This window comes from Actinomyces sp. HMSC08A09 (assembly GCF_001807465.1).
GTDB lineage: Bacteria > Actinomycetota > Actinomycetes > Actinomycetales > Actinomycetaceae > Actinomyces > Actinomyces oris.
In genome coordinates this window covers 1-13,510 of record NZ_KV789154.1, presented here as the reverse complement: position 1 = coordinate 13,510, position 13,510 = coordinate 1, and the positions used below count along the sequence as shown (strand labels likewise).

Here is a 13,510-nt window from a genome sequence, read left to right as displayed (position 1 = left end):
TGGGGGCCGGGCCCGGCCGGGTGCTGGCGACCGTGGACGGGCCCCAGCTGCTGCGCGCCGGCGGGCTGGCGGCCGGCTTCGCCCTGGCGACGTCGCTGGGGGAGTTCGGGGCGACGTCGTTCCTGGCCCGGCCTCAGGAGCCGACCCTGCCGGTGGTCGTCTACCGGCTCATCGGTAGCCCCGGCTCGCAGAACCAGGGGATGGCGCTGGCCGGGGGCGTGGTCCTGGCGGTGGGCAGCGCCGCCGTCATGCTCGGCTGCGAGTGGCTCCAGACCCGGCTCGGCCCCGGGCGAGGCGGGAGCGCGGGCGCGACGTCGAGGCCCGGTGGGGCGTCGGTGCATCGATCCGCCCCGCAGCGCGCAACCTCCGTGGAGGCCGGCCGGCATGCGGTGGGCGCGACGGGCGGAAACAACAAGGCGGCCCGGTCGCGCGGGCCCAGGACGGACGGAGGCGAGCGGCCATGAGCCCGACTGCCAGTGACACCAGTACTTCGACGGGCCTGTCCGTGCGCGGGCTCGCCGTGACCTACGGGGACCTGCACGCCGTCGACGGCGTCGACCTGGAGGTGGCCGCCGGGGAGGTCGTCGCCCTCCTGGGGGCCTCGGGCTCGGGCAAGTCCTCCCTGCTGCGCGCGGTGGCCGGCCTGGAGGATGTGGCCGCCGGCGAGGTCGCCTGGGACGGGCGGAGCATGGTGCGCGTGCCCGTCCACAAGCGCGGCTTCGGCCTCATGTTCCAGGACGGCCAGCTCTTCGAGCACCGCGACGTCGGCAGCAATATCGCCTACGGTCTCACCGGCCTGCCGCGCGCCCAGCGGGGTGAGCGGGTGCGCGAGATGCTTGAGCTCGTCGGCCTGCCCGGCTTCGAGCGGCGGCGCGTGACGACCCTGTCCGGCGGGCAGGCCCAGCGGGTGGCCCTGGCCCGGGCGCTGGCACCGGCGCCGAGGCTGCTGCTGCTGGACGAGCCCCTGTCCGCCCTGGACCGGGCCCTGCGCGAGCAGCTGGCCACCGACGTGCGCACCATCCTGCGTCGGGGCGGTACGACGGCGCTCTACGTCACCCACGACCAGGACGAGGCCATGACCGTGGCCGACCGGGTCGGCGTTATGGAGGCTGGCCGCCTCCTGCGCCTGGACACGCCCCAGCGCCTGTGGGCCGACCCCGCAAGCAGCAAGGTGGCGCGGTTCCTGGGCTTCGACGTCGTCGGCGACCTTGCCCTCGCCCCCGGCGCGCTGCGCGTGGTGGAGGCCGCTGAGGGGGAGCCCGGGGAACCGGGGGAGCGGGGCAGCTCCGTGCAGGCGGAGGCGCCGGCGACACCGGCCACTCTGCCGGCCACTCTGCCGGCCACCGTGCTGGCCTCGCGGCTGCGCCGTGGCCAGTGGGAGGCCGAGGTCGAGCTTGACCCCGAGGAGCTCGCCGGGCTGGTGGGGTCGGACGGGCCGGCTGAGCCGTCCGGCGTCGGGGCTGATGTGGCGGCGGGTCGTGAGCCGGCTCGTGCTACCCGTGCTACCGCCCTGACCCGGCGCCCTCACGCGTCCGGGGCGCGCGTCACCCTGAGTCTCGACCCCGCCCGCACCGTCCGCCTCTAGGGTCGCCAGCCGGCTGTACCTCGATGCGCCGGCCCGAGTGACCGAGACGACTTTCGCGATTCATCAGACTTCCTGCTACTGTCTGCTCGTCATCTTCAGGTGCCTCTCAGGAGAACGTCATGGCCAAGCGAATGTGGAGCTGTTGCTGTCGCTGACGACAGCCCACGTCCCATTCGTTGAGCGCCTGCTCCTAATACCTGTGAGGTGCCCCCGTGCACTCGTCCACCCAGGACACCCCTGCCTCCACCAGCGCCGCCGGCCCCCTCGAGGCCGCTGACCCCGCCGACGCCGCCATCGACGTTGGCGTTGCTGCCGACGACGCCGCTGCCGCAGACGCCGCGGCGCCCACCGCCGACCGCGCCTTTCACGAGCGCCCCGGCGGCTCCCGTCAGGTCTGGCGTCGCCTGGCCGCTGACCGCTGGGCCCTGGCCGGAGGCGCCGTCGTCATCGCGACCACCCTCGTGGCCCTCCTCGCCCCCTGGATCACCCGGGTTCTCGGCGTGGACCCCTACACCTACCACCTCGACCTGCTCGCACCCTCCGGTATCCCCGCCGGTCGCTTCGGGGGCATCAGCGCCGCCCACCCCTTCGGCGTCGAGCCCCAGACGGGGCGAGACCTGTTCGCCGTCGTCGTGGAGGGAACCCGCACCTCCTTCTCCATCGGCATGGGAGCCACCGTCCTGTCGATGCTCATCGCCATCAGCCTGGGGCTGAGCGCCGGCTACCTGGGCGGCTGGTGGGACGCCATCGTCTCGCGCCTGACCGATATCGCCCTCGGCTTCCCCCACCTGGTTTTCATGATCGCCATCTCCGCGATCATCCCTGCTACCGCCCCGCGCGTACCGGTCATGATCCTCATCATCGGGCTCCTCGGCTGGCCCTCGACCGCGCGCGTCCTGCGCTCGCGGACCATGGCCGTGCGCGCCCGAACCTTCGTGGGAGCCTCGCGGGCCATGGGCGCCGGCGGCCTGCACATCATGACCACCCAGGTCCTGCCCAACCTCGTGGCCACCATCATCGTGCTCACCACCATCTCCATCCCCGGCAAGATCACCGCCGAGGCCGCCCTGTCCTTCCTCGGGGTGGGCGTGCCCCCACCGACACCGTCCTGGGGCCGCTCCATCGGCTCGGCCATCACCTGGGTCGCCACCGACCCCTGGTATCTCGTCTTCCCCGGCGCCGCCCTGTTCCTGGTGACCCTGGCCTTCAACCTCTTCGGCGACGGCCTGCGCGACGCCCTCGACCCCAGGACCGGTGAGCACCGATGAACCGCCTGCACTTCCTCGGCCTCAGGCTCGTCCGCACCCTGGCGACCCTCGTCATCATCGTCTTCATCACCTTCGCCATCTTCTCCCTGTGGCCCTCCGACCCGGCCACCCTGGCCTGCGGCCGGCCCTGCACCCCGGAGAACCTCGAGCGCGCCCGCGCCTTCATGGGGTACGACCTGCCCTGGTATACCCAGTTCTGGCACTACCTCCAGGGCATCGTCGGGGGGCGCACCTTCGGTGAGGGCTCCGGCGCCATCGCCTGCGCCTCCCCCTGCCTGGGCTACTCCTTCCGCCTGTCGACGCCGGTCAGCGAGCTCGTGGCCACCCGACTGCCCGTGACCGCCTCGATCGCCGTGGGGGCCGCCGTCCTGTGGCTGGCCATCGGTGTGGGCGCAGGCGTCGTCTCCGCCCTCAGACGCGGATCGCGCCTGGACCGCACCATCATGACCGGAACGGTCCTGGGCATCTCCTCACCCGCCTACCTCGTGGGGCTGCTGGGCATCCTCCTGTTCGGCTTCACCCTCGACATGGTGCCGGTCTCCGGCTACGTCCCCTTCGCCGACAGCCCCCTGGACTGGGCCTGGCATCTCATCCTGCCCTGGTGCGTCCTCGCCCTCATCTCCGCGGCCGTCTACGCCCGCATGGTGCGCGGCGAGATGCTGGAGAACCTCGGCGAGGACTACGTGCGCACCGCGCGCGCCGTCGGCCTGTCCGAGCGCCGAGTCGTCGGCCGCCACGTGATGCGCAACATCTCCCTTCCGGTGGTCACCTACTTCGCCCTCGACCTGGGTGGCCTGCTGGGCGGCGCGGTCATCACCGAACGCGTCTTCTCCATGCAGGGCCTGGGTGCCCTCCTCATGGATGCCGTCGGCACCTCCGACGTCCCCGTCGTCATGGGAGTCACCCTGGTCGCCGCCGCCTTCGTCGTCGTCGCCAACCTTGTGGCCGACGCCGTCGCCACCCTCATCGACCCCCGTCTCTGACCGGCCTCCCCAAGGCCCACCCCCACCTCTCTTCCGGCGCCGACGGCGTCGGGACCCCGACCGGCGACCCACCACGGGCCGACCGCAGCACAGGAAGGACACCCATGTCTCACCGCTACCGCACCCTCATCGCCTCCCGCCGCGCCTTCCTGGCCGGAACCGGCATGACCGCCCTGACTGCGCTGACCCTGGCCGCCTGCGGGGCCAACTCACGCTCATCCTCGGGCGCCTCGGCCAGCGCCAAGGCCGGCGGCAACCTCACCATCCTGACCTCGGCCACCGACGTCGGCTGGGATCCCGCCAAGAGCCAGTCGATGCCCATGACCTCCCTCGGCCTGGTCCACCGGCGTCTGACCACCTGGAAGCTGGCCCCCGGCAAGCCCGTCGAGCTCGCCCCCGACCTGGCCACCGACACCGGCAAGGCCTCCGACGACGGCCGGACCTGGACCTTCACCCTCAAGAAGGGCCTCAAGTTCTCCGACGGCTCGGCCATCACCTCGGCCCACATCAAGCACGGCGTCGAGCGCTCCTTCGCGCCGGCCCTCTCCGGAGGCCTGGGCTACCACAAGTCCCTCCTGGCCGGCGCCGAGGGCTACCAGGGCCCGTACTCCGGCGCCCACCTGAGCTCGATCGAGACCCCCGACGAGTCCACCATCGTCTTCCACCTGGCGCGCGCCTTCGGCGACTGGCCCTGGATCGTCGCCCAGCCGGCCTTCTCACCGGTGCCCGAGGGCGACGACCCCGCCACCTACTCCCACGCCCCCATCGCCTCGGGGCCCTACCAGATCGACCAGTACAAGCAAGGCTCCTCCATCACCCTCAAGCGCAACCCGCACTGGTCCAAGGACACCGACAGCATCCGCCTGGCCCTGCCCGACACCTTCACCTTCTCACTCGGCCAGGACGAGACCACCTCCGCTCAGCGGCTCATCGCCGACTCCGGAGAGGACCGCAACGCCTTCGGTGCCGACCGCGTCTCGGCCGCCCAGCTCGCCCAGGTCTCAGCCAACGACAGCGCCAAGTCCCGCCTGGCCACCAGCCCCGAGGGCGGACCGCTGGCCTTCCTGGCCGTCAACGTCCAGCGCGTCAGCGACGTCAACGTGCGCAAGGCCATCGCCCACGCGATCGACAAGGCCGCCGTCGTCGCCGCCCTGGGTGGGGAGCTCGGCGCCCAGGCCGCCTCCACCTACATCACCCCGGGGATCCCCGGCCGCCAGAGCTACGACCTCTACCCCCACGACGCAGCCAAGGCCAAGGAGCTCCTGACCGGCAAGACCGTGCCGGCCCTGGTCCTGCTCACCGACAACGGCGCCGCCTCCAAGGCGATGGCCGAGGCCGTGGGCCAGTCCCTCAAGGAGGCCGGCCTGACGGTCACCATCGAGCCGGTCGAGCCCGACACCTTCACCGAGCGCGCCTCCAAGGGCGATGGCTCCACCTACGACCTGGCGATCGCCAACTGGAACCCGGACTACCCCTCTGCCAACGCCAACATCCAGCCCCTGTTCGCCTCCTCCGAGATCGGCTCGGGCGGCTCCAACTACGCCCGCTACTCCAACGCGGAGGTCGACGCGGCCATCGCCCAGGCCCAGGCCAACCTCGACGCCAAGGCCGCGCAGGCCCAGTGGGCGGCCCTGGACCGCAAGATCGCCGAGGAGGTGCCCGTGGTGCCCCTGGCCTACCGGCGCAACTCCTTCCTGCACGGCTCGGGAGTGGCCGGGTTCTTCGTCGAGTCCTACCCCGCCTACCCCAGCTACCAGGTGATCGGAGTGAGCGCCTCATGAGCCGGCAGACCCAGGGCGCCCACGCGCAGTCCGCTGACGCACCGGTCGCCGACGACGTGGCGCTGAGCCTGCGCGGCTTCGGCGTCACCTTCGCCGGCTCCGATACTCCCGCCTCCACCGGCATCGACCTGGACCTTCGGCCCGGACGCGTCCAGGCCCTCGTGGGAGAGTCCGGCTCCGGGAAATCGGTGACCGCCCTGGGCGCCCTGGGTCTGCTCCCTCCCACCGCCACCGTCACCGGATCGGCGCGCGTCATCGACCCCGGCGCGGCCCGCGAGGCCAGCCAGGACGGCAGAGAGTCCGGGACCGCGGAGGCCGTCGAGCTCGTGGGGGCCTTGCGCCCGGTGCTCGACGACGTGCGTGGACGCCTCGTCGGCACGATCTTCCAGGAGCCGACCACAGCCCTGGACCCGCTGGAGACCATCGCCTTCCAGATCGGGGAGGCCGTGCGCGCCCACCCCGACGCCTTCGGGCGGGCTCACGCGAGCGCCGGACCGGAGGCCGGCTCCCAGGCCGGTGGCGGGGGCCGACGGCGACCCGGCCGACCCGGAGGGTCAGGTCGGTCAGGCCGGTCGGGTCGGCTCAGCCGCGCCGAGGTCGACGCCCGGGTGCGTGAGCTGCTCGCCCGAGTGGGGCTGGGCGGCGGTACGGGCGGGAAGGACAGTGCCGACAGTGCTGACAGTGCCGATGCTGAGGTGCTCGAGCGCATCGCCCGCTCCTACCCCCACCAGCTCTCCGGCGGCCAGCTGCAGCGCGCCTGCATCGCCCTGGCCATGGCCTGCGACCCGCCGGTCCTCATCGCCGACGAGCCCACCACAGCGCTCGACGTCACTGTCCAGGCTGGGATCCTCGACCTGCTGCGCTCCCTGACCCGGGACGAGGGCGTGGCGGTCCTCCTCATCACCCACGACATGGCCGTCGTCGCTGATGTGGCCGACGATGTCGCCGTCATGCGCCACGGACGCATCGTCGAGCGCGCAGCCGTGCGCGAGATCTTCCAGAGGCCCAGGCACGAGTACACCCGCGAGCTGCTCGCCGCCGTGCCCCGCCTGGACTCCCTGCGCCAGGAGGACCCCTTCGCTGCGGTCGCCCGCGAGTCCGAGGCGCCGGCCAAGGGAGCGGCCGAGCCAGTCGTCGCCGTTGAGGGACTGAACGTTGTGTACCGCAACGGGCGCCGCACGGTCCACGCCGTGCACGACGCCTCACTGACGATCGCGCCGGGCGAGGTCCTGGGCCTGGTGGGCGAGTCCGGATCGGGCAAGTCGACGATCGCCGGGACCCTCACGGGGCTGGTGCCCATCGCCTCGGGCAGTGTGCGTGTCGACGGCGTCGAGGTGGCCGGGGCCAGGCGCCGCGACCTGCTGCCCGTGCGCCGCTCGACGGGCGTCGTCTACCAGAACCCGGCCTCCTCCCTCAATCCGCGGCGCACCGTGGGGGCCTCGATCGCCGAGCCCATGCTCATCCACGGCGGCTTCGACTCCCCGGCCAGGCGCACCCGCGTGCGCGAGCTGCTCGAGGCGGTGAGGCTGCCGGCCGCCATGGCCGAGCGCTACCCGCACGAGATGAGCGGGGGTCAGCGTCAGCGGGTGGCGATCGCCCGGGCCCTGGCTCTGGACCCGCGTCTGGTGATCGCCGACGAGCCCACCAGCGCCTTGGACGTCTCGGTGCAGGCGGTGGTCCTGGACCTGCTGCGCTCGCTGCAGGCCGAGCTGGGCTTCGCCTGCCTGTTCGTCTCCCACGATCTGGCCGTCGTCGACTCCATCGCCGCGCGCACCGTGGTGCTCAGCGGTGGGCGGGTGGTGGAGTCCGGGCCCACCGAGCAGGTGCTGGCCCGCCCGCGCGAGGACTACACCCGGCGCCTGGTCATGGCCGTGCCCGTGCCCGACCCGGTCGTGCAGGCCGCCCGCCGCGAGCGCCGCCGGGCCCTCCAGGCCGAGGCCGCTGAATCCGCTGCGCCCGCCGCCTGACCCGGTACCTTCCTCGTCCCCGTCTCGCCGCCTGCCGGCTCAGAACAGGGTCGGGGGCGGTACGCCCGCCTTCCTCGTTCTGCTCTCGCGCTCGATCCAGCGACAGACGACGGCGACGACGTACTGGCGCTCCAGCTCGCTGAGCTCGTGTCCTCGGGCGATCCCGTGATTGGTCTGAAGACACTTCCTGCAGCAGGTGGCGGTGGCGTGCTGGGCCCGGAAGACGGGATGTCCTCCCCACGGGGTCTGCCTGCCGTCCTTGTCCGGACAGGCCGGTGCGAGCCGCTCGTCGACGATCTTTCTCGCGTGCCGGGCAATGGCATCAGGGCCGTGTGACGCGGTGTAGGTGAGCTCGGATGGGCGCAGTGCGAACCTTGACCTGAACGGAGTCCGTGTGATGCCGTTCAGGAGGTCATCCAGCCGTTCCCGGTCCATGACTAAACGCCTGAGCCGCTGCCTGCCGGTCTCTTCGACGTCGCTGCTCATGGGCTGTGGTCCGAATCCCTCTCACGTAGGACGGCGTCGCGGTCGGCGAGCTCTCGGTACTCGCCCGGGGTCATCCCCATCGTCGTGCGGAAGGCTCGGTGCAGCTGCACGGGTCCGGAGAAACCCGTCTCGAGCGCGATTGCGGAGATCGGCTTGGCCGGCTGGGTGCGGAGCATCAGACGGGCCCTCTCCAGCCGCAGTGAGCGCAGGTGGCCCATGACTGACTCACCGGTCCCCTCGAACAGACGGAACAGCGTGCGCCGGGAGAGATGGAGGCTGGTGGCGATATGCCCGGCGTCCAGGTCGGGGTCGGTGAGATGAGACCGCATGTAGGCCAGTGCCTCGCTACGCCGTACGGCATCGGGTGCCTCGGCGTGGGTGTGCATCGGTAGGAGAAGAGCGATGAGTGACGACCCCAGGGCCGAGGCCTGCGGCTCGAGCCGTTGCGCGCCTGTAGGGTCACCGGCCTGGCTCCGGGCGAGACCCGTGAAGAAGCTTGCGACCGGCTCCATCGCCCCGTCCCGGGTGAAGGTCCTCGCCAGCAAGTGGCTGCTGCGGTTGATGCCGACGCGGGCGAATACGTCGTCGGCGGGGAGCTCGAGGACGACCTGCTCGTAGTAGTCCTTGGCGCGTAAGGAGAAGGGACTCGCACTGTCGTAGATGACGAGCGACCCGGGAGAGGCGAGTGCCGTGCGACCGGCCTGCTCGACGAGCAGGGTGCCGCGGACCTGGAACAGGACGTAGAGGTAGTCCTGGTCCTCATGTCCCTGGGCGATGTCGTTGCGGGAGCGTCGGACGTGCTCGGTACGGGCCCGCTTGGTGGACAGGCGGAAGTCGGCGTATTGGCCCAGCTGGATCTCGCCACCGAACCCGGTGCCGATGGGATCGGTTCTGGCTGAGACATAGGCCTCCCGGCGAGCCTGGCGCCAGTAGTCGACCTCGTTGCCGGGTCCGGCGTTCCGGGTCGAGAAGGATGTCATTTGTGGCACGAAAGTGCTCTCCTGCCCCATGGATCACGTCCCTGTTCGCTGGTCGACGCCGGTGGTTTCCGTGATTAAGCCGACCCTCACTCCACCGTACAGCGGAATCACCGCGGGGCCTGGTCCGTGCCGCTGTGGGAGAACGCGGGAGGTCCGGGCGTGAAACAGGCCGGTCCGCGGTCGTCGCCTGGACGACGACCGCGGACCGAAGGATCGGTGCAGACCTGGGATCAGGCGGCGACCAGGCCGTGGGGGTCGATGATGAACTTGTCCGAGACGCCGGTGTCGAAGGTTGCGTAGGCGTCGGGGGCCTCGTCGAGGCTGATGACCTTGGTGTTGAGCATGTCACGGAGGTAGGGCATGCGGTCCCACAGGATCGCCATCATCAGCTGGCGGTTGTAGCGCATGATCGGGGCCTGTCCGGCCGTGATCTTCGGAGACTTGATCCACGCCTTGCCGAAGTCGATGGGGTAGGTGCCCGCCTGCTCCTCCTTGGACTCCGCCAGGGGGTCCGGGCCGTAGACGCCGATGATCCCGGTGGCACCGCCGGCACGAGTGGCGTCGATGACCTGGTTGATGGCGTGGGCGGGGCCCATATCCTCAGCCTCGCGGCCGATGCCATGGGCCTCGGTCCCGACGTAGTCGACCGCGCAGTCGACCATGGGCTCGCCGAGGATGGCCTCGATCTGGTCGGTCAGTGGAACGTCCTGGCTGAGGTCGATGGTCTCGCAGCCGTTGTTCCTCATCAGGTCGAGGCGGTCCTGGTAGTAGTCGCCGACGATGATGCAGGAAGCTCCCAGGAGCCGGGCCGCTGCGGCGCCACAGCGGCCCACCGGGCCGGCGCCGGCGATGTAGACGGTTGAGCCGGGCTTGGCCCCGGCCTCCATGAGACCGTGGAAGGCGGTGGGCAGGATGTCTGACAGCAGCGCCAGGTCGCGGATCTTCTCCATGGCCTGATCGCGGTCGGGGAAGCGGAGCAGCTGGAAGTCGGCGTAGGGGACGAACAGGTACTCGGCCTGGCCGCCCTGCCAGTCGCCCAGGTTGAACCCGTAGGCGCCGCAGGAGACGGCGGGGTTGGTGGTCTCGCAGACGTCCGTGCGGCCCGCTCGGCAGTTGCGGCAGCGCCCGCAGGCGACGTTGAACGGGACCGAGACCAGGTCGCCCTCGGAGAGGAACTCGACGTCGGAGCCGACCTCGATGACCTCCCCGGTCATCTCGTGCCCCATGACCATGCCCTGGGGAACGGGGAAGGAGCCTCGGTAGATATGCAGGTCGGACCCGCAGATGTTGGTGGCGACGATCCTGAGGATGACTCCGTGGGGGGCCTTCTTGCCGTTCGGCATCTCGAGCTTCGGGAAGTCGAGGGACTCGACCCGCATGTCTCTGGTGCCCTCGAATACGACGGCGCGGTTGCTGCTTGCCATAACGTTCTCCTCTGACGGTGGATGGCCTGGTCGCAACGGCGCCCAGCGGTCAACCCGGGACCTCGTGGGCTGCGACCACGGCAAACATCCACGGTAGAACCTTGGCGGGCTCGTCCTCTATCGCCATGCGTGCCACCGTACTAACACTGCGTGCCAGACGGAGGACCGGGCACTTCCAGGCCCACGATCCTTCGCCCTCATGCTTGCCTATGTTCGCCGTCATGACGGCGAACATTGCTAGCCTCCCCAGCATGACCCAAGAACCAGTGCCCGCCCCCGATGACTCGTCGGATGACTCGTCGTTCGTCCAGCCCGACGTACGTGTTCTCGGCGCTCGCGAGCACAACCTCAAGAATGTCGATCTCACAGTTCCCCGCGACGCGCTGGTGGTGTTCACCGGTGTTTCCGGGTCGGGGAAGTCGTCGCTGGCCTTCGGAACCCTGTACGCGGAGTCCCAGCGCCGCTACCTCGAGTCCGTCGCCCCCTACGCCCGCCGGCTCATCGACCAGGCGGGGGTCCCCGACGTCGACTCGATCACGGGCATGCCTCCCGCCGTCGCCCTCCAGCAGCAGCGCGGGGGCAGCAGTGCCCGCTCCTCCGTGGGCAGCATCACCACGCTCTCCTCCCTCGTGCGCATGCTCTACTCCCGGGCCGGCGACTACCCCGATGACCAGCCGATGCTCTACGCCGAGGACTTCTCCGCCAACACCGTGCAGGGCGCGTGCCTGCGGTGCCACGGCATCGGCCGCGTGTACGAGGTCACCGAGGAGCAGATGGTGCCGGACCCCTCCCTGACGATCCGTCAGCGGGCGATCGCCTCGTGGCCGACCGCCTGGCACGGTCACCAGCTGCGCGATGTGCTGGTCGCGCTCGGCTACGACGTCGACGTGCCCTGGAAGGATCTGCCGAAGGAGGAACGGGACTGGATCCTCTATACCGAGGAGACGCCGCACGTTCCCGTGCACTCGCGGCTCACTCTCTCCGAGGCCCGTGCCGCGATCGCGGCCGGCGTCGAGCCGAGCTACTCGGGCACCTTCGTCGGCGCGCGCCGCTACGTGCTCGACACGTTCGCCAACACCAAGAGCGCATCCATGAAGCGGCGCGTGGCGCAGTTCCTCACCGCCGCGCCCTGCCCCGCCTGCCACGGCAAGCGGTTGAAGCCGGAGGCGCTGAGGGTCACCTTCGAGGGGCTCGACGTCGCCGACATCTCCGACCTGACGCTGGCCGAGCTGCTCTCACTGATCGAGAAGGCGGTCGAGCAGGCCTCCGAAGGGGGCGACGACGTCGAGATCACCGGACGACCCCTGGACGAGATCGCCCGCCAAGACGCCGTCCGTCAGCGCGTCGACGCCGGCGGATCCGCCCACGCGGCGGCTCCCGACGTGCGCAGGACGCCGAACCGCTCGGCCGAGAAGCTCGCCGCGACAGCACGCCTGGGCGCGGAGCTCATCGACCGGCTGCGGCCGATCATCGACCTCGGCCTGGGCTACCTCTCCCTGGGGCGCACGACGCCCACGCTCTCGGGCGGGGAGCTGCAACGGCTGCGGCTCGCGACCCAGCTGACCTCCGAGCTCTTCGGCGTGGTCTACGTGCTCGATGAGCCCTCGGCCGGGCTCCATCCCCAGGACGTCAGCGCGCTGCTCGGCGTTCTTGACGGCCTCAAGCGCCGTGGGAACAGCCTGTTCATCGTGGAGCACTCGGTGGACGTGATGCGGCACGCGGACTGGATGGTCGATATCGGCCCGGGCGCGGGCGAGCGCGGTGGACGCGTCATCTACAGCGGTCCCACGGCCGGGCTCGCCGACGTCGAGGAGTCGGTGACCCGTGGATACGTCTTCGGCGGCAGCGGCCTGCCTGCGAGGGTCGCCCGGGAGCCACAGGGGTGGCTGCGGTTTGAGAACGTCACCCGCAACAATTTGCACGGCGTGTCGGTCTCGCTGCCGCTGGGAGTTTTCACCGCCGTCACCGGGGTCTCCGGGTCGGGCAAGTCGAGCCTGGTCAGCCAGGCGCTGCCCGTCCTGCTCAGTGAGCGGCTGGGCCGGACCGTCCAGGCCGGCGAGGATGAGGCCCCCGAGGGTGATGAGCTGCTGCTGTCGGACGAGCCCGACGAGCTCGGTGGGCGTGTCGAGGGCGACCTGACCGGGGTACGGCGAGTCGTGAGCATCGACCAGAAGCCCATCGGCCGGACCCCGCGCTCCAACATCGCGACCTACACCGGGTTGTTCGATCACGTGCGGCGGCGGTTTGCCGAGACTCCCGAGGCCCGCTCCCGCAGGTACAAGCCGGGCCGGTTCTCCTTCAATGTCGCCGGCGGCCGCTGCCCGACCTGTGAGGGCGAGGGATCGGTCATGGTGGAGCTGCTCTTCCTTCCCTCGGTCTACACCGAGTGCCCGGACTGCCACGGCACCCGCTACCGGTCCAGTACGTTGGAGATCACCTGGCGCGGGCGCAATATCGCAGAGATTCTCGCCATGAGCGTCGAGGAGGCGCACGAGTTCTTCGACGGCGAGTTCGACATCATGCGCTCGCTGACTGCGTTGATCGACGTGGGTCTCGGGTACCTGCGGCTCGGGCAGCCTGCGACACAGCTGTCCGGTGGTGAGGCCCAACGCGTCAAGCTCGCCTCGGAGCTCCAGCGTGCCCAGCGGGGAGACACCCTCTACGTGCTTGATGAGCCCACCTCCGGCCTGCACTGCGCCGACGCCGACCGTCTCGTCACCCACCTGCACACGCTCGTCGAGGCCGGCAACACCGTTGTCGCGGTCGAGCTCGATATGCGCGTCGTCGCCGCCGCTGACCACGTCATCGACCTCGGCCCCGGAGCGGGAGACGACGGCGGCACGGTGGTCGTATCGGGAACCCCGGCGCAGGTCGCCTCGGCCGGGTTCGGCGCGTCCGCCGGGTACCTCGCCTCCGCGCTTGAGGAGGCCGCCTCCCTCAGATGACTCCGTGGGAGGAGTCCCTCTCCACGAACCTCGGGGCGTATTGGTCGGGGGTTAAGCGCATTGTGTTGTCTCATGACTTCTGAGAGTTTCG

The 13,510-nt window shown here is 70.7% G+C and carries 9 protein-coding genes and 1 pseudogene; 7 read left to right on the top strand and 3 right to left on the bottom strand.

Translation table 11 applies throughout. From position 1 onward, the window contains the following. The 6 genes and pseudogenes from HMPREF3165_RS13955 to HMPREF3165_RS11640 all read left to right on the top strand — a co-directional run. Positions 1-464, top strand: a pseudogene (locus tag HMPREF3165_RS13955) (hypothetical protein); the annotation flags it as partial. Further along, positions 461-1,585, top strand: coding sequence for an ABC transporter ATP-binding protein (locus tag HMPREF3165_RS11660; RefSeq protein ID WP_070513736.1), 1,125 nt, complete (start codon positions 461-463; stop codon positions 1,583-1,585). The pseudogene HMPREF3165_RS13955 and the gene HMPREF3165_RS11660, both read left to right, overlap by 4 nt. A 212-nt stretch (positions 1,586-1,797) precedes the next feature. Next, the gene (locus HMPREF3165_RS11655) at positions 1,798-2,853 is read left to right on the top strand and encodes an ABC transporter permease (protein ID WP_070513733.1); all 1,056 of its coding nucleotides are present in this window, start codon (positions 1,798-1,800) and stop codon (positions 2,851-2,853) included. Further along, positions 2,850-3,836 carry an ABC transporter permease gene (locus HMPREF3165_RS11650; protein WP_070513731.1) on the top strand — a complete coding sequence of 329 codons (987 nt, stop codon included), beginning with the start codon at positions 2,850-2,852 and terminating at the stop codon, positions 3,834-3,836. The genes HMPREF3165_RS11655 and HMPREF3165_RS11650 overlap by 4 nt, the downstream gene beginning before the upstream one ends. A gap of 104 nt (positions 3,837-3,940) precedes the next feature. Beyond that, positions 3,941-5,617, top strand: coding sequence for an ABC transporter substrate-binding protein (locus HMPREF3165_RS11645; protein ID WP_070513729.1), 1,677 nt, complete (start codon positions 3,941-3,943; stop codon positions 5,615-5,617). Then, on the top strand, positions 5,614-7,584 hold the full coding sequence (locus tag HMPREF3165_RS11640; protein ID WP_070513727.1) for an ATP-binding cassette domain-containing protein: 1,971 nt from the start codon (positions 5,614-5,616) through the stop codon (positions 7,582-7,584). Before HMPREF3165_RS11645 ends, HMPREF3165_RS11640 begins: the two co-directional genes overlap by 4 nt. 39 nt (positions 7,585-7,623) lie before the next feature. On the opposite strand, the gene HMPREF3165_RS11635 is transcribed toward HMPREF3165_RS11640, so the two are convergent. From HMPREF3165_RS11635 to HMPREF3165_RS11625, 3 genes are all read right to left on the bottom strand, one after another. Next, entirely contained in the window at positions 7,624-8,070 is a 447-nt protein-coding gene (locus HMPREF3165_RS11635; protein ID WP_010614307.1) for a DUF4186 family protein, read from the bottom strand. Next, entirely contained in the window at positions 8,067-9,050 is a 984-nt protein-coding gene (locus HMPREF3165_RS11630) for a helix-turn-helix domain-containing protein (protein ID WP_010614308.1), read from the bottom strand. Before HMPREF3165_RS11630 ends, HMPREF3165_RS11635 begins: the two co-directional genes overlap by 4 nt. 230 nt (positions 9,051-9,280) lie before the next feature. Further along, positions 9,281-10,474, bottom strand: coding sequence for an alcohol dehydrogenase catalytic domain-containing protein (locus HMPREF3165_RS11625; RefSeq protein ID WP_010614309.1), 1,194 nt, complete (start codon positions 10,472-10,474; stop codon positions 9,281-9,283). A 251-nt stretch (positions 10,475-10,725) separates the two neighbouring features. On the opposite strand from HMPREF3165_RS11625, the gene HMPREF3165_RS11615 reads away from it, so the two are divergent. Next, on the top strand, positions 10,726-13,419 hold the full coding sequence (locus tag HMPREF3165_RS11615) for an excinuclease ABC subunit UvrA (protein WP_050783213.1): 2,694 nt from the start codon (positions 10,726-10,728) through the stop codon (positions 13,417-13,419). Positions 13,420-13,510 lie beyond the last annotated feature (91 nt).

Excerpts from the sequence above, each read along its gene's own strand:
- HMPREF3165_RS11640 (WP_070513727.1), top strand. The coding sequence starts at position 5,614 with ATGAGCCGGCAGACCCAGGGCGCCCACGCGCAGTCCGCTGACGCACCG.
- HMPREF3165_RS11660 (WP_070513736.1), top strand. The coding sequence starts at position 461 with ATGAGCCCGACTGCCAGTGACACCAGTACTTCGACGGGCCTGTCCGTG.
- HMPREF3165_RS11625 (WP_010614309.1), bottom strand. The coding sequence starts at position 10,474 with ATGGCAAGCAGCAACCGCGCCGTCGTATTCGAGGGCACCAGAGACATG.
- HMPREF3165_RS11645 (WP_070513729.1), top strand. The coding sequence starts at position 3,941 with ATGTCTCACCGCTACCGCACCCTCATCGCCTCCCGCCGCGCCTTCCTG.
- HMPREF3165_RS11635 (WP_010614307.1), bottom strand. The coding sequence starts at position 8,070 with ATGAGCAGCGACGTCGAAGAGACCGGCAGGCAGCGGCTCAGGCGTTTA.
- HMPREF3165_RS11650 (WP_070513731.1), top strand. The coding sequence starts at position 2,850 with ATGAACCGCCTGCACTTCCTCGGCCTCAGGCTCGTCCGCACCCTGGCG.
- HMPREF3165_RS11630 (WP_010614308.1), bottom strand. The coding sequence starts at position 9,050 with ATGACATCCTTCTCGACCCGGAACGCCGGACCCGGCAACGAGGTCGAC.
- HMPREF3165_RS11615 (WP_050783213.1), top strand. The coding sequence starts at position 10,726 with ATGACCCAAGAACCAGTGCCCGCCCCCGATGACTCGTCGGATGACTCG.